General features: G+C 72.7%; 17 protein-coding genes. 12 read left to right on the top strand and 5 right to left on the bottom strand.

What is annotated here, in order from left to right; all coding sequences use genetic code 11:
* Positions 1-9: 9 nt before the first annotated feature.
* Positions 10-1,104 (bottom strand): DUF3866 family protein, encoded by a 1,095-nt coding sequence (locus tag IDM40_RS02780; protein WP_193120291.1) that lies wholly within the window; start codon positions 1,102-1,104, stop codon positions 10-12.
* Positions 1,105-1,211: 107 nt separating this feature from the next.
* Here IDM40_RS02780 and IDM40_RS02775 point away from each other — a divergent pair, with 107 nt between their 5' ends.
* The 11 genes from IDM40_RS02775 (at position 1,212) to IDM40_RS28760 (ending at position 13,285) form a co-directional block, all read left to right on the top strand.
* Entirely contained in the window at positions 1,212-3,263 is a 2,052-nt protein-coding gene (locus IDM40_RS02775) for a helix-turn-helix transcriptional regulator (RefSeq protein ID WP_193120290.1), read from the top strand.
* Positions 3,264-3,324: 61 nt separating this feature from the next.
* Positions 3,325-3,513 carry a hypothetical protein gene (locus IDM40_RS02770; RefSeq protein WP_193120289.1) on the top strand — a complete coding sequence of 63 codons (189 nt, stop codon included), beginning with the start codon at positions 3,325-3,327 and terminating at the stop codon, positions 3,511-3,513.
* A gap of 66 nt (positions 3,514-3,579) precedes the next feature.
* Positions 3,580-3,927: a Sec-independent protein translocase subunit TatA gene (gene tatA / locus IDM40_RS02765; RefSeq protein ID WP_193120288.1), complete on the top strand. Its 348-nt coding sequence runs from the start codon at positions 3,580-3,582 to the stop codon at positions 3,925-3,927.
* A gap of 199 nt (positions 3,928-4,126) precedes the next feature.
* Positions 4,127-4,981, top strand: a complete 855-nt coding sequence (gene tatC / locus IDM40_RS02760; protein ID WP_193120287.1) for a twin-arginine translocase subunit TatC — start codon at positions 4,127-4,129, stop codon at positions 4,979-4,981.
* Between the two features lie 182 nt (positions 4,982-5,163).
* Positions 5,164-5,577, top strand: coding sequence for a DUF397 domain-containing protein (locus IDM40_RS02755; RefSeq protein WP_193120286.1), 414 nt, complete (start codon positions 5,164-5,166; stop codon positions 5,575-5,577).
* Positions 5,578-5,663: 86 nt separating this feature from the next.
* Positions 5,664-6,566, top strand: coding sequence for a diacylglycerol/lipid kinase family protein (locus IDM40_RS02750; protein WP_193120285.1), 903 nt, complete (start codon positions 5,664-5,666; stop codon positions 6,564-6,566).
* Positions 6,567-6,576: 10 nt separating this feature from the next.
* On the top strand, positions 6,577-9,426 hold the full coding sequence (locus IDM40_RS02745) for a DEAD/DEAH box helicase (RefSeq protein ID WP_193120284.1): 2,850 nt from the start codon (positions 6,577-6,579) through the stop codon (positions 9,424-9,426).
* A 211-nt stretch (positions 9,427-9,637) separates the two neighbouring features.
* Complete coding sequence (gene panD / locus IDM40_RS02740) at positions 9,638-10,045, top strand: aspartate 1-decarboxylase (RefSeq protein ID WP_193120283.1); 408 nt, start codon at positions 9,638-9,640, stop codon at positions 10,043-10,045.
* Positions 10,046-10,152: 107 nt separating this feature from the next.
* On the top strand, positions 10,153-10,416 hold the full coding sequence (locus tag IDM40_RS02735) for a hypothetical protein (RefSeq protein WP_193120282.1): 264 nt from the start codon (positions 10,153-10,155) through the stop codon (positions 10,414-10,416).
* 34 nt (positions 10,417-10,450) lie between these two features.
* Entirely contained in the window at positions 10,451-11,755 is a 1,305-nt protein-coding gene (locus IDM40_RS02730) for an MFS transporter (protein WP_216630247.1), read from the top strand.
* 294 nt (positions 11,756-12,049) lie between these two features.
* Positions 12,050-13,285, top strand: coding sequence for a DUF4352 domain-containing protein (locus IDM40_RS28760; protein ID WP_328806920.1), 1,236 nt, complete (start codon positions 12,050-12,052; stop codon positions 13,283-13,285).
* 81 nt (positions 13,286-13,366) lie between these two features.
* Here IDM40_RS28760 and IDM40_RS02720 read toward each other — a convergent pair whose 3' ends face one another.
* From IDM40_RS02720 to IDM40_RS02710, 3 genes are all read right to left on the bottom strand, one after another.
* Positions 13,367-14,227, bottom strand: coding sequence for a (2Fe-2S)-binding protein (locus IDM40_RS02720; RefSeq protein ID WP_193120280.1), 861 nt, complete (start codon positions 14,225-14,227; stop codon positions 13,367-13,369).
* A 268-nt stretch (positions 14,228-14,495) separates the two neighbouring features.
* Positions 14,496-15,344 carry an ABC transporter permease gene (locus tag IDM40_RS02715; protein ID WP_193120279.1) on the bottom strand — a complete coding sequence of 283 codons (849 nt, stop codon included), beginning with the start codon at positions 15,342-15,344 and terminating at the stop codon, positions 14,496-14,498.
* A complete protein-coding gene (locus IDM40_RS02710) occupies positions 15,341-16,348 on the bottom strand; it encodes an ATP-binding cassette domain-containing protein (RefSeq protein WP_193120278.1) in 1,008 nt (335 codons plus the stop codon). Before IDM40_RS02710 ends, IDM40_RS02715 begins: the two co-directional genes overlap by 4 nt.
* A gap of 103 nt (positions 16,349-16,451) precedes the next feature.
* Between IDM40_RS02710 and IDM40_RS02705 the strand changes: the two genes are divergently transcribed.
* Positions 16,452-17,252, top strand: a complete 801-nt coding sequence (locus IDM40_RS02705) for a TetR/AcrR family transcriptional regulator (RefSeq protein WP_193120277.1) — start codon at positions 16,452-16,454, stop codon at positions 17,250-17,252.
* A gap of 72 nt (positions 17,253-17,324) precedes the next feature.
* Here IDM40_RS02705 and IDM40_RS02700 read toward each other — a convergent pair whose 3' ends face one another.
* Positions 17,325-18,533, bottom strand: a complete 1,209-nt coding sequence (locus IDM40_RS02700) for a JmjC domain-containing protein (RefSeq protein ID WP_193120276.1) — start codon at positions 18,531-18,533, stop codon at positions 17,325-17,327.
* Positions 18,534-18,690: the final 157 nt, after the last annotated feature.

Genomic DNA, 18,690 nt, shown 5'->3' with positions numbered 1-18,690 from the left:
CCTGAGCCCTCACAGCAGCAGGCGCGCGGCGTGGCGACCGGCGGCCGCCGCGCTCAGGAACGCCGCCCGGTCCTGCTCCAGTCCCCGCCCCATCGTGGAGACCTTCACCGGCAGGGCCCGCAGCTCCTCCTCCAACCCGTCCACCGGGATCTGCACCAGCGTGTGCCGGGCCCCCAGGTCGCAGGCCTGATCGCGCACCCGCTCGCCGAACGCGCCGGGCAGATCCGGAACCACGACCTCCGCCGGGGCCAGCGCCACACGCCCGTAGGCGGTCAGGCTGTGGTGGGACACCCCACGGTGGCGCGGACGCGGATCGGCCTCGCTCACCCGTAGCGACGCCACGGCACGGCCGTCCAGGGCCGCGACCGCGTTGACCGCCTCACCGCAGGAGACCCCCGAGAACCCCCAGGGCGTGCCGGTCCCCAGGTTGCCGGGCCCCTGGCACAGCACTGCGAGGTCGGCGCGCAGTACGTGCCGGGCCGCCAGCAGGCCCGAGTGCACAGTGACCGCCTCCAGGTCGCCGCCGAAGGCCTGTCCCGTGGTCACACACCCCGCCAACAGACCGTGCCCCCGCAGAGCCGCCACCAGTTGGGAGAACGCGGCCGGCAGCGCCCCGCCGTCCGACATCACGTACACGATCCGGGTCCGCGGCCGTTCGGCCCGCACACCCGCCACCACCGCCGGCAGGGCCGAGTGCAGGTCGGCCACCACCACCGGCATCCCGTCGATCCCGGAGGCCTCACAGAGCGTCTCGTGGTGGGGCGATCCCTGTTCGTCGGCGCCCTGCACCGTGGCCTGCACGGGTGTGTACCGGGCCTTGACCAGGTGGCCCGGGCCCTCGCGATCGGCCGGGAGGCGGTCGGGCACCGCCACCACCAGTGCGTACCCGCCGGTGCCCAGCCCAAGGTCCAGCGCCCCGGTGTTGAGCAGCACCGTGTCACCCACCTCGGGTGTGCCCACCAGGGTCGTGTAGGCCAGCGCACGGCAGGTGGGGGAGGCGCCGCCCCCGGTGTCGTGGCGTGTGCTGACGGAGACCACACACAGGGCCACACCGGGCCACGAAGGGAGGATCTGACGAACTTCGCCACGGCGCCACCGGATCATGGTCGGCACGGTACCGTCATTGCTGAACCGCACCCGGGCAAGGCGCGCCCGGGCTCCCCGGCGGTTCACGCACAGGTCGGAACACGGGCGGAAAGCGGGTGCGTCGCATGTCGCGCAGGAAGACCGAACGGCAGTTGAACCTCGTCATCTGCCTGTTGTCCACCCGGCGGTACCTGACCGCCCACGAGATCCGCGAGACGGTGCACGGCTACACGGAGGTCGAGACCGAGTCCGCCTTCAAGCGCATGTTCGAGCGCGACAAACACGAGCTGCGCGAGAGCGGCATCCCCATCGAGGTCGGCACCGGCGACGCCTTCAGCGGCGAGGACGGCTACCGGGTACGGCGCGGTGAGTACGAACTGGCCGAGATCGCCCTGCTGCCCGACGAGGCCCTCGTCCTGGGACTGGCCGCCCGCGCCTGGCGCCACGCCTCCCTCGGTTCGGCCGCCTCCGACGCCCTGTTCAAGCTCCGTGCCGCCGGTGTCCCCGTCGACCCCGACGCAGCACCGGGCCTGACCCCCGCCATGCGCACCGACGAGCCCGCCTTCGGGCCGGTCTGGCAGGCCGTGCGCGACCGCCGCCCCATCGCCTTCGACTACCGCAAACCCGGCCGCGCCGACACCGAGGCCCGGGAACTGGAGCCCTGGGGCATCGTCAACCTGCGCGGCCACTGGTACGTGGTCGGCCACGACCGACTGCGCGGGGCACGACGGGTCTTCCGCCTCAGCCGGGTCCGCGGACCGGTCCGTGTGCTCACCACCGGCCCCGCCGTCGAGGTGCCCGAGGGCGTGGACCTGCGCTCGGTGGCCGCCGCACACCGCAGCGAACCCGAACGCACCGCCCGACTGCGCGTGCGCACCGACACCGCACACGGGCTGCGCAGGCAGGCTCAGCGCGTCGTGGCCGGCGAGCGCGGGGACGGCTCCGGCTGGGACACCCTCACGCTCGCCTACACCGACCTCAACGCCCTCGTGGGGAAGGTGGCCTCCCACGGGTCCGACGTCGCCGTGCTCGAGCCCGCCGAGGCCCGCACCGCCGTGGCCCAGCACCTGGCCGCCGTCGCCGAACGCGAACCCGGGCCCGACCCCGCCCCCGACGCACCCGGGCCCGCGGCAGCCGGGTCCTCGTCCGGGCGCGGGCCCCGCTCCTCCGACCAACTGCGCCGCCTGCTCATGCTCGTGCCCTACGCGCTGGGCCGGGACGTGCGCGTTCCGGAGGTCGCCGCCCACTTCGGCCTCACCCAGAAGCAGGTGGTCGACGACCTCCGGCTCCTGTGGATGTGCGGCCTGCCCGGCTACACCCCCGGCGACCTCATCGACGTGGACCTGGACGCCGCCCGCGAGTCCGGCGAGATCATCATCGCCAACGCCGACACCCTCGCCCAACCCCTGCGCCTGACCGCCGACGAGGCCGCCAGCCTGGTCGTGGGCCTGTCCCTGCTGGAGGAGCTCGACGGCAGCGGCGTGCCCGAGAGCGAGGCCCTGCAGCGGGTCGCACGCAAGCTCCGCGAGGCCGCCGGGACCGCCGTGGCCCGACTGGCCGACTCCGTCGACGTGCGTGTGGAGGACGACGCCCGCGCCGAACAGGTGCGCTCGGCCTGCTCCCGGGCCCTGGACAACGGCCAACGCCTGCACCTGCGTTACCTGCACGGGTACTTCGACCGCGTCGACGACCGCGAGGTCGACCCCATGGGCCTGGTCGTCGAGGGCGGCCACACCTTCCTGGAGGGGTACTGCCGGCTGCGCCAGGACGTGCGCTTCTTCCGCCTCGACCGGGTGCTCGACCTGCAGGTCCTGCCCTTCGCCGCCGAGATCCCCGAGGGGGTGACCCGGCGCGACCTGTCCCGGGGCGTGCTCCAGCGCTCCGAGGCCGACGCCGTCATCACCCTCGACCTGGAACCCGGCGCCGGCTGGGTCACCGAGGAGTACGTGTGCGAGTCGGTCACCGACCTGCCCGGCGGGGGCGTGCGCGCAACCCTGCGCACCCCCGCCCCCGCCTGGATCGCGCGCCTGGCGTTGCTCCTGGGACCGGAGGGGCGCGTGGTGTCCCCGGGGTCCCTGGCACGGGAGGTACGCGACGAGGCCGCCCGCGCGCTCGGGCACTACGGCTCGGTGCAAACCCCGTCGGAACAGGTCGAGACCGCTTCGTCGCCCACGTGAGCCCCAGCTGTTCATCCGGGGGTGGGGCGTACTCGACCCGGGACGGGATATGGTTGGAGGCATGATCGTCCTCGCTGTCCTATTCGGTGCGGTTCTCATCGGATCCGTCACCGTCGCCGCCCTGTCGGTCCGGGCCGGCCGCGCCGCGCGCGAGCTGTCCACCGAGGTGGCGCGGGTGTCGGGGGAGCGCCAGACGATCGGTGCCGAGCCACGTGCGGCCGGGGAACCACGGGACGGTGCACGTACGTGACGGCCCCGAGACCGAACGCGCGTACCATCGACGGCGCTTGGCGGCGCCCCACAGAGAGGTAGAACCATGGGACCGTTCAACGGACCTACCATCGCCATTCTGGTGATCCTGGCCCTTCTGCTGTTCGGAGCCAAGAAGCTCCCCGACCTGGCCCGTTCGCTGGGCCGCAGCGCCCGCATCCTCAAGGCCGAGAGCAAGGGCCTGGTCGACGACGAGAACGAGGGCAAGGACGGGGAGTCCGGCCAGCAGGACCAGCAGGCGCAGGCCCAGGGGCAGCAGCCCGAGCAGCCGCCGCAGCAGAACCAGCAGGCGCAGGCCGACGAGACCGTCCAGCACGACCCGCGCCAGCTGCCGCCCGGCCAGCGCATCGTCAACGAGTCCGGCGAGTCCGCCCACCGCAGCTACGGCAACTAGAAGCACCCGCCGCCGAGAACGGCGGGTCCGCGTCGGGCGCACCCCGCCCCCCAGCCACACGCGGTGACGACGGGCGCGGCGCCTCGGGCGCCGCGCCGGACCGTTGTCGGAAGGGGTCGCGTTCCTCCCGCCCGCGCCCCGAGGAGAAGAGAGTGACGGCACGATGAGGTCCCGCCACCGGGAGAATCCGGAAGCCCGGATGCCCCTCATGGACCACCTGCGCGAACTGCGCGGCCGCCTGACCAAGGCGGCGCTCGCCCTGGCCCTGGGCACCGTGGTCGGCTTCGTGTTCTACGACCAGGTCTGGGACTTCCTGACCGAGCCCTACTGCTCCCTTCCCGACTCCCAGGTCGTGGAGGGCGGGGGCTGCTCCCTCATCGTCACCGGCCCCTTCGACGCCTTCTTCGTCGCCTTCAAGATCTGGCTGTTCGTCGGCGCCCTGGTCACCGCGCCCCTGTGGCTGTACCAGCTGTGGGCGTTCGTCGCCCCCGCCCTGCACGGCCGCGAGAAGAAGTACGCCTTCATCTTCGCCCCGCTGGCCGGGATGCTGTTCGTCGCCGGCGCCGCCCTGGCCTACACGGTCACCGCCCTGGCGCTGCAGATGCTCTTCGGCTTCCTGCCCGAGGACGCCGACCCCTACCTGACCATCGGCGAGTACCTCAGCTACATGCTCATCATGATGGGCATGTTCGGCATCGGTTTCGTCATGCCGCTGCTGGTCATCCTGCTCAACATCGTCGGGATCCTGACCCACGAGGCCATCGCCAAGTGGCGCCGCGTCATCATCTTCTGCGCGTTCCTGATCGCCGCGGTCATCACCCCGGCCGAACCGATCTCCATGCTCGCTCTCGCGATCCCGCTCGTGGTGCTCTTCGAGATCGCCGAGCTGTTCTGCTTCCTCAACGACCGCCGCCGCAAGCGCCGCGACCCCTCCGCCGACCTCGACGACGACGAGATCTCCGAGCTCGACGAGACCCCTTCCGCCATGGACGAGGCGCCCTCACCCCTGGAGGAGCTCGAGCAGGCCGACGGAAGAGAGGACAAACGCCCCTGACCGGGAGGGGTTCGCGCTAGGGTCTGTTCGGTGGATGCCTTCCGTAGGTAATTTGGCATCTGCTGAGCAGACCCTGGGGTCCCGTGTGGGGCCGGGCCGTCCCGGCTTCGTGCAGACCATCCCCCCGGCGGGGCCCGGCGTGCGCGGCGGGCCCCCGGGCCACTGAGCGGAGGAGACCGACCGTGACCGAGCCGACCGAGCAGGAACGCGAGCTGCCCCCCGAGGCCAAGGGCAACACCAAGTGGCACGACACCACCCACGCGGTGTGGATGCGTTCGTCGCTGTCCGAGGAGAGCTCCGAGGCGATCGTGGAGGTCGCCGAGTTCGACGACGGGTTCCGGGCCGTGCGCGACGGCAAGTCCCCCGAGAAGGGCACCCTGTTCTTCACCCCCGCCGAGTGGGAAGCCTTCGTCCTGGGCGCCCGTGACGGCGAGTTCGACATCCCCGAGGAGTACCTGAGCGAGGAGGAGGCCGCGGTCCAGCGCGGCGAGGCCGGGTCCGAGGCCTCGTGGGTGCCCTCCCCGCTCAACACCCCCGAGGCCATGGCCGAGTACCATCGCCGCGAACGCAAGAAGGCGACCACCGCCTCGGACTGAGCGCGGCGCACACCCGGGCGCGAGGGTGTGTCGGCCCGTCCCTCCTCCAGCCGTCCATCCCTGCCCGGGTAGTGAAGGACCCCCGCATGACCCCCCACATCGCCCTCCTGGTCAACCCCGCTTCCGGCCGCCGTCGCGCCGCTGTGGCCGCCGTCCGCCTCAAGGACGCCCTGCGCGCCGCCGGGGCCCGCGTGCACGTCTACACCGGAAGCTCGGCCGCCGACAGCCGCCGCATGGCCCGCCTGGCCGCCGCCGACCGCCCCGACGCGCTCGTGGCCGTGGGCGGGGACGGCCTCGTCCACCAGGCCCTGCAGGGCGTGGCCTCGACCGGTGTCCCCCTCGCCGTCGTGCCCACCGGCACCGGCAACGACATCGCCCGCGTCCTGGGCCGCCCGCCCCGCACCGCCCGAGCCACGGCCGAGGCGATCCTGGCGGGCCGCACCCGCGCCACCGACGCCGTGCGCCTGCGCCTGGCCGACGGCACTCACCGCTACTACCTCAGCGTGCTGGCCTGCGGGTTCGACGCCCGCGTCAACGAACGGGTCAACGGGTTCCGGTTCCGCGTCGGCCGGGCCGGATACGTCGCCGGGCTGCTCGCCGAACTGCGCTCTTTCGTGCCCATCGACTACGAGATCGAGATCGACGGCCGCACCCGCATCGCCGAACCCGGCATGCTCGTGGCCGTCGGCAACACCTCCACCTACGGCGGCGGCATGCAGGTCTGCCCCGACGCCGACCCCGCCGACGGGCTGCTCGACGTCACCTTCATGCGCGAAGGCCCCCTCCACCGGTTCCTGCGCCTGTTCCCCCTGGCCTACACCGGCGCACACACCCACCTGCCCGAGGTCGTCGTCGAACGCGGGCGCACCGTGACCGTGCGGGGCAACGGATCGGGCCCCGCCTACGCCGACGGGGAACGCATGAGCGCCCTGCCCTTGGTGTGCGAGACCGCCCCCAAAGCGGTCGAGATGTTGGACCTGACCTCATAGTCTGAACGTGATGAGTAGTCCAGCAGAGCGGTACGCCGCCTTCCGTCGGCGCCAGGCCGCCACCAGCGCCGCGATCGAGGCCTTCCAGGGCCTGTACGGCTTCGATTTCGACCCCTTCCAGCTCCGGGCGTGCAAGGCCCTGGAGAACGGGCACGGGGTCCTGGTGGCAGCACCCACCGGGTCCGGAAAGACCGTCGTCGGCGAGTTCGCGGTGCACCAGGCCCTGCAGGAGGGCACCAAGTGCTTCTACACCACGCCCATCAAGGCGCTGTCGAACCAGAAGTACAACGACCTCGTCAAGCGCTACGGAAGTGACCAGGTCGGGCTCCTGACCGGGGACAACAGCGTCAACGGCGAGGCCCCGGTGGTCGTGATGACCACCGAGGTGCTGCGCAACATGCTCTACGAGGGCTCCTCCACGCTCTCCGGGCTGGCCTACGTGGTCATGGACGAGGTCCACTACCTCGCCGACCGGTTCCGCGGCGCCGTCTGGGAGGAGGTCATCATCCACCTCCCCGAGTCGGTGCGCATGGTCGCCCTCTCCGCCACGGTCAGCAACGCCGAGGAGTTCGGCGAATGGCTGCAGCAGGTGCGCGGCGACACCACCGTCATCGTCGACGAGAAGCGCCCCGTGCCGCTGTGGCAGCACGTCATGGTCGGCAAGCGTGTGCACGACCTGTTCGTGGAGGCTGAACCGGAGCCGCAGGCCACCGACGGCGACGAGGAGGAGGGCGCCGGCCGCGGGCGCAAGCGCCGCCGCGAACGCCGGCGCCGGGAGGACCGGCCCCGCCAGATCGAGGTCGGCGGCCAGGTCCTGCACATCAACCCGCGGCTCATCCGCATGGCCGAGGAGGACGCGCGCACCACCCAGCTCGCGCACCGCAAGCGCCATCCGCAGAACCGGGCCCGCGGACGCATGCGCCCGCGCACGCGTTACGCACCGCCCTCGCGCCCCACCCTCGTGGAGGAGCTCGACGACGAGGGCCTGCTGCCCGCCATCACCTTCGTCTTCAGCCGCGCCGGCTGCGACGACGCGGTCCGCCAGTGCGTGTCCTCCGGGCTGGTGCTGACCACCCCCGAGGAAGCCGCGCAGATCCGCGAGTACGCCGAGACGCGCTGCGCCGACATCCCGCCGGCCGACCTGGCCGTGCTCGGGTTCGACCAGTGGCTGCGCGCCCTGGAGGCCGGCATCTCCGCCCACCACGCGGGCATGCTGCCGACCTTCAAGGAGATCGTCGAGCACCTGTTCTCCCGCGGGCTGATCCGCATGGTCTTCGCGACCGAGACCCTCGCGCTGGGCATCAACATGCCCGCCCGCACCGTGGTCATCGAGAAGCTCGACAAGTGGAACGGTGAGACCCACGCGCCGCTGACCCCCGGCGAGTACACCCAGCTGACCGGGCGCGCCGGACGCCGCGGCATCGATGTGGAGGGCCACGCCGTCGTGGTGTGGCAGGCCGGGACCGACCCCGAGGCGGTCGCGAGCCTGGCCGGGACCCGCACCTACCCGCTCAACTCCAGCTTCCAGCCCTCCTACAACATGGCGGTCAACCTGGTGGGCCAGGTCGGCCGCAGGCGCAGCCGCACCATGCTGGAGGAGTCCTTCGCCCAGTTCCAGGCCGATCGGGCCGTGGTCGGGCTGACCCGGCAGCTGCGCAAGCAGGAGGAGGCCCTGGAGGGGTACGCCCAGGCCGCCGAGTGCCACCTGGGCGACTTCATGGAGTACGCCGCCCTGCGCCGGGCCATCAAGGACCGCGAGAGCGAGCTCTCCCGCGGCCGCTCGGCCCGCCGGCGGGACGACGCCGTGCGCAGCCTCGAGGTGCTGCGGCGCGGCGACGTCATCCGTGTTCCCGCCGGCCGCTTCGCCGGGCACGCGGTGGTCCTCGACCCGGGGCTGCGCAACGACACCCCGGCTCCGCTCGTGCTGACGATGGACAAGCAGATCAAGCGCCTCAACGCGGGCGACTTCACCCGGCCGGTCGAGGCGATCCAGCGCCTGCGCATCCCCAAGACCTTCTCGCCCAAGTCGTCGCGTTCGCGCCAGGACCTGGCCTCGACGCTGCGCAACAAGCTCCGCGAGAACGGCGACGAGTCCGCGAGCGAGCGCCGCGGGCGCCGGGGCGCCGACGCCGAGGACCCCGAGGTCGCGCGGCTGCGGTCGGAGATGAAGGCGCACCCCTGCCACGGGTGCCACGACCGCGAGGACCACGCCCGCTGGGCCGAGCGCTACTTCCGGCTCGCGAAGGAGACCGAGGGGCTGCAGCGCCGGGTCGAGGGGCGTTCCCACATCATCTCGCGCACCTTCGACCGGGTCTGCGGGGTGCTGGAGGACCTGGAGTACCTGGACGGCGACACCGTCTCCGACGACGGCAAGCGCCTGGCCAAGGTCTACTCCGAGCTCGACCTGCTCGTGGCCGAGTGCCTGCGCCGCGGGATCTGGGAGCACCTGGGCCCGGAGGAGATCGCCGCCTGTGCCGCTGCTCTGGTCTACGAGTCCCGGCGCGACGACGACCCCTACCCGCGTATCCCTCAGGGCGACGTCGAGGAGACGCTCGAGGAGATGGTGCGCCTGTGGGGCGACCTGAACGAGGTGGAGCGCCGCCACAAGGTGACGTTCCTGCGCCAACCCGACCTCGGGTTCGTGTGGACCGCCTACCGGTGGGCGCGCGGCGACCGCCTGGACTCGGTGCTGCGCCAGTCCGACATGACCGCGGGCGACTTCGTGCGCACCACGAAGATGCTCGTGGACATGCTCGGCCAGATCGGCGGCGCCGCGGGCGACCCGGGCGTGCGCCGCAACGCCCGAAAGGCCGCCGACCTCATGCTGCGCGGCGTGGTCGCCTACTCCTCCTTCAACTGAGGCCACACATGACGGCGGCCCGGACCGAAGGGTCCGCGCCCGCCGTAGGCCCCGCCGGGGAGTGAGGCTTCGGGTGGGGCCGGTGGGCCGGCCGGTGGGGCGCAGCGGCCATCATGGTGAGCAGGGTGTGCGGCCGCGGCCGCACACCCCAGGGCACGGGACCCCCGCGGGGGCCTGTAATCCGTACACCACCCGAAAAGAGGCCCGAGCTGTGCTGCGCACTCTCATGAACGGCAAGATCCACCGAGCCACCGTCACCCAGGCCGACCTGCACTACGTCGGATCGGTGACCATCGACGCCGACCTGATGGAGGCCGCCGACATCGTCGACGGCGAACAGGTCCACATCGTCGACATCGACAACGGCGCCCGCCTGGTCACCTACGCCCTCGTGGGGGAGCGGGGCAGCGGCGTCATCGGCATCAACGGCGCCGCCGCACACCTGGTCAGCCCCGGCGACCTGGTCATCATCATCGGTTACGCGCAGGTCGAGGAGGCCGAGCGCGCCGAGCACCGCCAGAACGTCGTGCACGTGGACCGCGGCAACCGCATCGTCAAGATCGGCAACGACCCGGGTGAGCCGGTCCCTGGTGACACCACGCTGGTCGCCGGACGCTGACCCGGAGGACGCCGACACGGGGGACACCGCCCCCGGGCGCAACCCCACAGGCTGGCCGGTTCCGGTCGGATCGGGGCGAACCGCCCGAGGGTAGGTCCCCGGTCGGTATGGACACAGCGGACGAGGGACGGCGGGTCGCCGAGTACGTCGAATGGCAGAAGCAGGGTGCGTGGGTGGTCCTGTGGGGCCCCTACACCCGTTGCTTCTGGGCCTTCGCCTGCTGGCCCGTCGTCCCCCGCGAGGGTGTGGTGATCCGGGCCGAGGACCCCGACACCCTCTACTCCGAGATGCGCTACGTCGAACGCATGCACGGATACCTGTGGTGGCGCTACGGCCGCGGCCGCACCCCCGCCCCGCGCCCCCGTGTGTGAGGGTGTGGAACACTACGGTTCGTCCGTTGATGGGATGCATGTGAGGGGTGGGGCGGTGTCGGCCGAGACGACAGGACCGGTGCGTGACACAGCCGGGGTCCAGCGCCGTACGGTCCTGGTCCTGGGCCTGACGCAGATCGCCGGCGGTATCGGCATGGGCGCGATGCTCGCGGTCGGTGCGCTCCTTGCCCTGGAACTGTCCGGGTCCGACACCTGGTCGGGCATGGCCACCACCATGATCACGCTCGGGGCAGCGGTCTTCGCCCTGCCCCTGGCCTCCCTCGCCGCACGCCGCGGACGCCGCCCCGGCCTGGCCGCCGGATGGGCCCTGGGCGCGCTGGGCGGCACCGCCGTCATGGCGGCGACCGTGCTGGAGAGCTTCGTGCTCTTCCTGGCCGCCATGCTGCTCGTGGGCGCGGGCACCGCCACCAACCTCCAGGCCCGTCACGCCGCCGCCGACCTGGCCACCGAACGCACACGCGCCCGCGACCTGTCGATCGTGGTCTGGGCGACCACCGTCGGCGCCGTGCTCGGCCCCAACCTGGTCGGCCCGACCGCGCCGCTCGCCCGGGCGCTCGGCCTGCCCGACCTCCTGGGTCCGGTCCTGGCGACCACGGCGGGCATGGCGGTCGGCGCGGTCCTGACCACCGTGCTCCTGCGCCCGGACCCGCTGCTCCTGGCCACCCGCCCGCAGACCGGTGGCGTCCCGGCCTCGGCGAAGCTCTCGGTTCCCGGTGCCCTCCGTGTGGTCGCGGCGAGCCCCGGCGCGCTGCTCGCGGTGGTGGGGATCGTCGCCAGCCACACCGTGATGGTCGCCGTCATGACGATGACCCCCGTGCACATGTCCCACCACGGGGCCGCGCTGACCGTCATCGGCCTGACCATCTCCCTGCACATCGCCGGGATGTACGCGCTGTCCCCGGTCGTCGGCTGGCTCACCGACCGCCTGGGCCGGGTCCCGATGCTGCTCACCGGACAGGGGATCCTCGTGGCGGCCGCCGCGGTCTCCGGCACCGCCGGCCACGACGAGGTGTGGGTGACCACGGGGCTGGTGCTGCTCGGGCTCGGGTGGTCCTTCGGGCTGGTCTCGGGCACCGCGCTGCTGGCGGAGTCCCTGTCGGCCGAGGTCCGGCCCCGCGTCCAGGGCATCAGCGACCTGGTGATGAACCTGGGCGGCGCGGCGGCAGGCGGGCTCTCCGGCTTCGTGCTGTCCCAGGCCGGGTTCGGCGGGCTCAACCTCTTCGCCGCCCTGTTCACCCTCCCGGTGTTCGTCCTCGCCGTGCGGACCCTCATCACCGCGGGGCGGGGCGCTGACACGGGCGACACGAACGCGGCCTGACCTTTACCGGAAACGCCCTCTTTCCTGCCCTGTGTCGACCTCACCCACGGTTACCGTGCGGTTGAGGGCGCGCGCCGCCCGCCGGGCTGACCGGCCCGGACGCGATCTGGGGGAGGAACGGTGACCGAGCGGGGACCCGAGGACGGGCGAGGCAGAGAACCGGATCGGGAACAGGACCCGGTCGACCACCATCCGCCTGAGGAATGGCGTCCCGGTGACGCCGGCGATCCCATGTCCGGAGGCGCGCAGCCGCCGGGCGAACCACCCCACCGTTTCCCCCACCACGATCCGCCCGTGGACCGTCACCCGCCCGAGGAGTGGCGGCCCGGTGATCCCGGCGACCCGATGCGGGGCGGACCGCAGCCGCCGGGGGAGCCCCCGCACGAATCCCCGCCGTACCGCGGGGACGCGCCGCAGGGGAGCGGGTACGGCCGCCCGCCGGTGGAGGGCTCCCACCCGGCCTTCGCCCCGCCGCCGGTACCAGGGGGCCCCTACAAGGCTCAGGGGGACCCCTACCTGGGTTCCGGGCACAGTGGAGGCCCTCGCCCGCCCGGGGGCCCGTCCTCTGAGGGCGGCTCCGAGAAGTTCCACGGCGACCCGTACCAGAGCCACGGGGGTCCTGCCGCCCCCGGCGCCCAGGGCCCCTACGGCGGCCCCGGGGGACAGGATCCCTTCGGGTACCCGCCGGGACAGGGGCCCGCTCAGCCGTCCGGGGGGCAACCCGGGTGGTATCCGCCCGGCGGGCACCCCACCGGGGGGCCACCCGAACCGGTCCGCAACTCCGGGGAACTGTCCGAGGGCCCCAGCGGGCTCGATCAGGCCGGTTACGAACACGCAGGGTACGCGCCCGGGTACGGGGAGACGAACGTGCCCGGCATGGGCGCGGGGAGCTACGCGGGCTCCGGCCCCCAGCCGGGGTACGGGAGCGGGGGCATCTACCCGCCCGGCCCTCCCGGCAACTACCCGCCGGGCACCTACGCCGCCGGGGGATACGGCTACCCGCCCGGCGGTTACACACGGCCCGATCCCGCGCCCACGCCCTGGGGCAAGATCCTCGGCATCGGGTGCGGCGTGGCACTGCTGCTCATGCTGGTGGCCGGCGGGTGCATGGCGCTGGCGATGTTCACCGTCTCCGACACCTCCCCGACCGCGGAGGAGCCCACCAGCGAGGACCCCTGGCCGACCGACGAGCCCCCCATCGAGGGCACCGACATCACCGCGGAGGACGCCGACTTCGTGCCCAGCCCGCTCTACAACGGCGGGGAGTACACGAGCGTGGACGTGAGCGTGACCAACAACAGCGAGGAACAGGTCGACGTCAACCCGCTCTACTTCACGGTGGTCGACGACGACGGCCAGAACCACTCGAGCCGCACGGGGGTGGGCATGGACGAGAACGAGATCGGCGCCGAGACGCTGTCCCCGGGCCAGGCCACCAGCGGGGCGGTCACCGTGGAGGGCAGCCTGACGCCGGAGCGGGTGGTCTTCGCGCCGATCGGCCGACAGCCCCTGGAGGTACCGGTCAACTGACCCGGCGCACCACCGGCCGCGCACACGACAGGGCCCCGGAACCGTCGACGGTTCCGGGGCCCGATGCTGTGTGCCGGTCCCTCAGGGTGCCAGCGCCGGGTCGCGCAGCCACTCCGAGAGGTCCTGCTGCCGCTCGGCGTCGCACTTGAGCGGGCACGTCGTGCAGTAGCCGTGCTCGGGGTCGCCCTTGTAGTCGAAGCAGCAGGTGCCTCGCACCGCCCAGGTGCCCCGCGGGTGCTCGGGGGCGAAGGGGAACAGGCGCGGGCGCTTGCGGGTGACGGCCCCGGCAGCGACCACGGCGTCGCCCAGACGGGTGGCGCTCTCCCAGGCGGCCTCGGCGTCGCGGCCAAGGAACCGGGCCGGGTTGAGCATGTAGAAGTGCAGTGTGTCGAGCACCCAGCCCCACAGGGTGCGCTTGCCCGAGCGCGAGTGCCGGTGCACCTCGTCCACGATCGGCGCGAAGGCCGAGAAGACCGCCTCGCCCGCCATCGTGAACTGCTCGTCCTCGTCGCGGGCGACCACGGTGTCGGCGTCGTCGGCGGCGGGGTCGTCGGGCAGGACCGCCCAGCGCGCGCCGACCACGGCGGGCCGGCCGAACTCGGAACGGTCGGTGTGCCAGGGCAGGCGGAGCGTGTGCGCGTCGATGAGCGGGGCGCGTCCGGTGAGGTAGAGCGAGGCAGCGGCGAGGAAGATCGGCTCGCGCAGGGTCACCCGCAGGAAGTTGGTGGCGGCGGGCAGGTTGTGCCCGGGGCCGTGCTCGGTACGGAGCTTGTCGAACAGGACCGGGATCCAGCCCTGCTCGGCCATGGACGCGGCGCTGTGCCACTGCACGTCGGCCGGGGCCGGTGCCTGCGGTCGGCCCGCCTCGACCAGGTCGGGGAGCGGGGCGAACTTCAGCGTGGCGCACGCTTCGTGCAGCGTGGCGATCGGCTGTGGTGTCACCGCGGACCTGCCCTTCGTCGCATGATGCCGTCATGTCCGGGGGTGATGTGGTCGCAGTTACCTCCGGAGCGGCGGGTACATCTGCGCCTCTTAAGTGAGGCTACCCTAACGGGCTCGGCCCGGGCAATGCGTGTCCGCCCCGATCCGTTCGGATCCGTTGTGGATCCGGGCAGGTGAGCGGATACGCACGGCCCGGGCAGCGTGCCGGGGAGCGAAGAGGGAGCCCCGAGCGCGCGCCTGCGGGACGCGATCCCGCCCGGGGCTGCGGTCAGCGTCCGAGGCGGGCGAAGCGGCGCAGAGCCAGAGGTACCACAACCACCATCAGGAGGAGTGGGACGACGGCGGCCACGAGTACGGCGTGTTCGGCCGGCCAGGCGTCCGAGGGCAGCGACGGGTTCCCGAACAGCTCGCGCGCGGCGGTCACCAGCGACGAGACCGGGTTCCACTCGGCCACGGGGGCCAACCAGTCCGGCATGGCCTGGGCCGGGACGAAACTGGTCGAGAGCACGGTCATCGGGAACGCCAGCGGGTAGATGAGCATGCTCGCCGCGTCCGGGTTCGGTACCACGAGTCCCAGCAGCACCCCGGCGCACACCAGTGACAACCGGAACAGAAGCAGGAGCGCGATCGCCGCGAGCGCGCCGGCCGGGTCCGACTCCACGCGCCATCCCAGGAGCAGGCCGACCCCGAGCAGGAGCGCGATCTCCACGACGGCGCGGAGCATGTCGGTCAGTACCCGCGCCCACAGCAGGGCGGCGGGCGACATCGGCAGGGTCCGGAACCGGCTCATGACCGCGAGCGAGGTGTCGCGGGCGACCCCCGTCGCGGTTCCGGCGATCCCATAGAACATGACCATGGCGATCATCGCGGGCACGAGCATGGCCCGGTACTCGGCCTCGTCGCCGGTCGGGGACATCACCCCGCCGAACACGTAACCGAACAGCAGCACCATGAGTACCGGCATGCTCAGCGCGATGGCCGGCTCGAAGGGTTCGCGCGCCATGTGCCGCAGGTTGCGGCGGGTCAGGGTCAGCGTGTCCGACCACGTCTTGGCCGGTCCCTGCCGCGGTGTCCTGCGCCGGGTCGGTGCGGGTGCAGGTGCGGTGGCGGTGCTCATCGTGTGGCCCCCACGGTGGTGCCGTCGGTCTCGGCCGGGGCGGTCGCGTGCCCGGTCAGGGACAGGAAGACCTCGTCCAGGCTCGGGCGGCGCACGTCGAGGTCGGCGATGCGCGGGCCCATGTCCTCCAGGGCCCGGGCGGCGCGGAACAGGGCCTGGACCCGGTCGGTGACCGGCACGCCCACACGCAGGCCGCGGGTGTCGACGGTGGGTGCGGCCCCCAGCGCCCCGCCCAGGAGCTCGGCGGCCCGGCCCAGGTCGGCGGGGTCGTGCACGGCCACGTCCAGGCGCAGACCGCCCACGCGGGCCCGCAGGTCGTCGGGGGTCCCGTCGGCGACGGCGCGCCCGTGGTCGATCACGGTGACCCGGTCGGCGAGGCGGTCGGCCTCCTCCAGGTACTGGGTGGTCAGCAGCACGGTGGTGCCGCCGCGCACCAGTTCGGCCACGGACTCCCACACGCCCATGCGGCTGCGCGGGTCGAGGCCGGTGGTGGGCTCGTCCAGGAACAGCACGTCCGGTTCGCGGAGCAGGCTCACTGCGAGGTCGAGGCGCCGGCGCATGCCCCCGGAGTAGGTGGCCGCGCCCCGGTCGGCGGCGTCGGTGAGGTCGAACTCGGTGAGCAGGTCCTCGGCGCGCCCCCGTGCCGCCGTGGCCGTCATCCCGTGCAGGCGGGCGAACATCTCCAGGTTCTCGCGGCCGGTGAGGAGCTCGTCCACGGTCGCGTACTGGCCGGTCAGGCCGATGCGGGCGCGTACCTCGTCGCCGCGCGCGACCGTGTCCAGGCCGTGGATGCGCGCCCACCCGGTGTCGGGGGCGGTGAGGGTCGTCAGGGTCCGTACGGCGGTGGTCTTGCCTGCGCCGTTGGGTCCCAGGAGCGCCAGGACTGTGCCGGGTTCGGCGTGCAGGTCGAGGCCGTCCAGGGCCCGGACGGCGCCGTAGCGCTTGGTCAGCCCCTCGGCGTGGACGGCCGGGGCCGGTGGTGTCGGCGGGGTGGGCTGCGCCATGATGTGTACTCCATAAACTGTATATGTCGCATACTTATTAGTGTAAGTAGTACACAGAACTAGGATGGTGTCAACGCCGAACCGAACCGGACCCTGGTGGAACATGACGAGCGAGCAACCGGCCCCGGCCTCCACGACCGACGAGATCCGACTCCTGTGGGGCGACCACGCGTCCGGCCGCGGGCGCAGGGGGCCGCGGCCCAAACTCACACGGGGCGAGATCGTGGCCGCCGCGGTCCGCCTCGCCGACACCGAGGGCTTGGCCGCGGTGTCCATGCAGCGTGTGGCCGGGGCCCTGGGGTACACGACCATGTCCCTGTACCGCTACGTCGAGCGCAAGGACGACCTGCTCCTGCTCATGGTCGACGCCGCCATGGACGCCACGCCCCCCGGTCCCCGTGAGGACGGCGACTGGCGGGCCGGGCTGGAGCGGTGGTGCCAGGAGGTGGTCGCGCTCTACCGAGCCCACCCGTGGATGGTGAGTCTGCCCGTGTCCGGCCCGCCCAGTGGCCCCAACGGGATCCGGTGGATGGAGGCCGCGCTGCGCGAGATCTGCGCCTCCGGGCTGGGGCCGCTCGATTCGCTCCAGATGCTGACCGTGCTCTCCACCGTCCTGCGCGAGACCCTGCGCACGCAGATCGAGATGTCGGAGGCGGCAGAACGCCGGGGCACACCCATCGGAGAGAGCGAGAACGCCTGGGCGCAGGGGCTGCTCGGCGTGCTGGACCCGGCCGCGTTCCCGACGGTCACCGGGATCCTGGAGCGGTTCGGGACCGAGGATGAAGAGTTCGATGTGCGTTACGACCCCGACCAGGTCGGAGGCCCCGCCGAAGGGCTCGGGTTCGGGATCGACCGCATCCTCGACGGCATCGAGGCCCACGCCCGGGCGCGCACGCAGGCCTGACGCGCACGCACGAAAGCGCGGTTCTCGGGCGGAGGGCCCGCGCGCGGCGCACGCAGGCCCTCGCACACGGGGCTAGGTCCCGATGAGCACCAGGTGGTGGCGGGCCAGGGCCGAGACGGCCTGGGCGGCGGTCTCGGTGCCCACACCAGCGCGTTCGCCCAGTTCACCCACGGTCAGCGAGCGCTCCTCGGCCAGCACCTCGAGCACCGGCTCCACCACCGCGGGGAACCGGTACCGGCGTCCGGCCACCGTCAGGGCCACCTTCCCGTCGTCCTCGCGGGTGACGGGCGGCGGAAGGATCGGCACGAACTCCGCGCGGGCGTCCTCCGGCGGCAGCCCCTCCTCCACGGGCCACGGCAGGCTGTAGGAGGCCCGGCGCGGGAACCGGCCGTCCCGCTCGGCCAGGAAGGCGTCCAGGTCCCCCTCCTCGGCCAGCTCCAGCAGGCGCGACAGCAGCACGTGCCGGTGCTTGCGGCGCTGCTCGGGCGAGGCGAACCGCGGCAGGTCGCGGCGGAAGGCCTCCTCCTCGTACAGGCGCCGCACCAGCGCCTCCGCCCAGTCCACCCCGGTCGCCCGCGTGAACCCGAAGGTCAGGTGCATACTCATCTCGCCGGTCCCGGTCACCGTGTGCCACCAGCCGCGCGGCACGTGGATCGCCTGCCCCGGACGCAGCACGCCCTCCCACACCATGGAGAGCTCGCCGTCGGCACCCCGCGGCGGCCCGTGCTTGTGATCGGTGTCGTTGCGCATCGGGAACGGGCGCGACCCCGGGCCGTGCACCTGCCAGTGCTTGGTGCCGGCCACTTGCACGATGACCGTGTCGTGGTCGTCCCAGTGGGTGTCGAAACCGCGCGACTCACCCCAGATCAGGTACAGGTTCGCCTGCGCGCGCTCGCGTACCAGCCGCATCAGGTCGTCGGCGGCCGCCCCGATCGGCGGATGCATGCGGTCGATGCTGTCCAGCACCAGGCTCGCGCCCTTGCGCAACTGCCCGTACAGCGACTCCGGACGGATCACCCGCCGGGCGGAACGCGACTCCGAGGCCAGGTCGGTGTAGGCCTCCAGCGGCACCGGAGACCCGTCGCGGTGCAGGCGCAGCCGCGGAGGCTCGGGCGAGCGTGTGGCGAGCAGATGGTTGAGGTCCTCGAAGGTCAACAGCGAGCGCACCGCGTCCGCGCCCAGGTCGGCCAGGAAGAACTCCTCGGACAGGCGTGTGGTCAGGGCCTCGCGGCCCACGGTCTCGCACAGGTCCCGGGTGAAGATCTGCCCCGGATCGGTCACGGTCCCTCCCGACAGGGGTGGTTCGGTCGGCGGCGGGCGCCCGCCCGACCCGCGCGGGGCCGGGCGGGCACACATCAGATGAAGTCGGAGCTGGAGTCGGTGCCGTCGTTGTCGCCACCGGCGGTGACGTCGCGGGAGGTCACCTCTGCCAGGTCCT

Source organism: Nocardiopsis coralli, from assembly GCF_014892575.1.
In the GTDB taxonomy this organism is placed as follows: domain Bacteria; phylum Actinomycetota; class Actinomycetes; order Streptosporangiales; family Streptosporangiaceae; genus Nocardiopsis; species Nocardiopsis coralli.
This window is presented reverse-complemented; position numbering and strand designations above follow the sequence as displayed.

Coding starts and splice junctions, on each gene's coding strand:
- IDM40_RS02730 (WP_216630247.1), top strand. CDS start 10,451: ATGCATGTGAGGGGTGGGGCGGTGTCGGCCGAGACGACAGGACCGGTG.
- IDM40_RS02745 (WP_193120284.1), top strand. CDS start 6,577: ATGAGTAGTCCAGCAGAGCGGTACGCCGCCTTCCGTCGGCGCCAGGCC.
- tatA (WP_193120288.1), top strand. CDS start 3,580: ATGGGACCGTTCAACGGACCTACCATCGCCATTCTGGTGATCCTGGCC.
- IDM40_RS02735 (WP_193120282.1), top strand. CDS start 10,153: ATGGACACAGCGGACGAGGGACGGCGGGTCGCCGAGTACGTCGAATGG.
- IDM40_RS02715 (WP_193120279.1), bottom strand. CDS start 15,344: ATGAGCACCGCCACCGCACCTGCACCCGCACCGACCCGGCGCAGGACA.
- IDM40_RS02750 (WP_193120285.1), top strand. CDS start 5,664: ATGACCCCCCACATCGCCCTCCTGGTCAACCCCGCTTCCGGCCGCCGT.
- tatC (WP_193120287.1), top strand. CDS start 4,127: ATGCCCCTCATGGACCACCTGCGCGAACTGCGCGGCCGCCTGACCAAG.
- IDM40_RS02710 (WP_193120278.1), bottom strand. CDS start 16,348: ATGGCGCAGCCCACCCCGCCGACACCACCGGCCCCGGCCGTCCACGCC.
- IDM40_RS02775 (WP_193120290.1), top strand. CDS start 1,212: ATGTCGCGCAGGAAGACCGAACGGCAGTTGAACCTCGTCATCTGCCTG.
- IDM40_RS02705 (WP_193120277.1), top strand. CDS start 16,452: ATGACGAGCGAGCAACCGGCCCCGGCCTCCACGACCGACGAGATCCGA.
- IDM40_RS02770 (WP_193120289.1), top strand. CDS start 3,325: ATGATCGTCCTCGCTGTCCTATTCGGTGCGGTTCTCATCGGATCCGTC.
- IDM40_RS02780 (WP_193120291.1), bottom strand. CDS start 1,104: ATGATCCGGTGGCGCCGTGGCGAAGTTCGTCAGATCCTCCCTTCGTGG.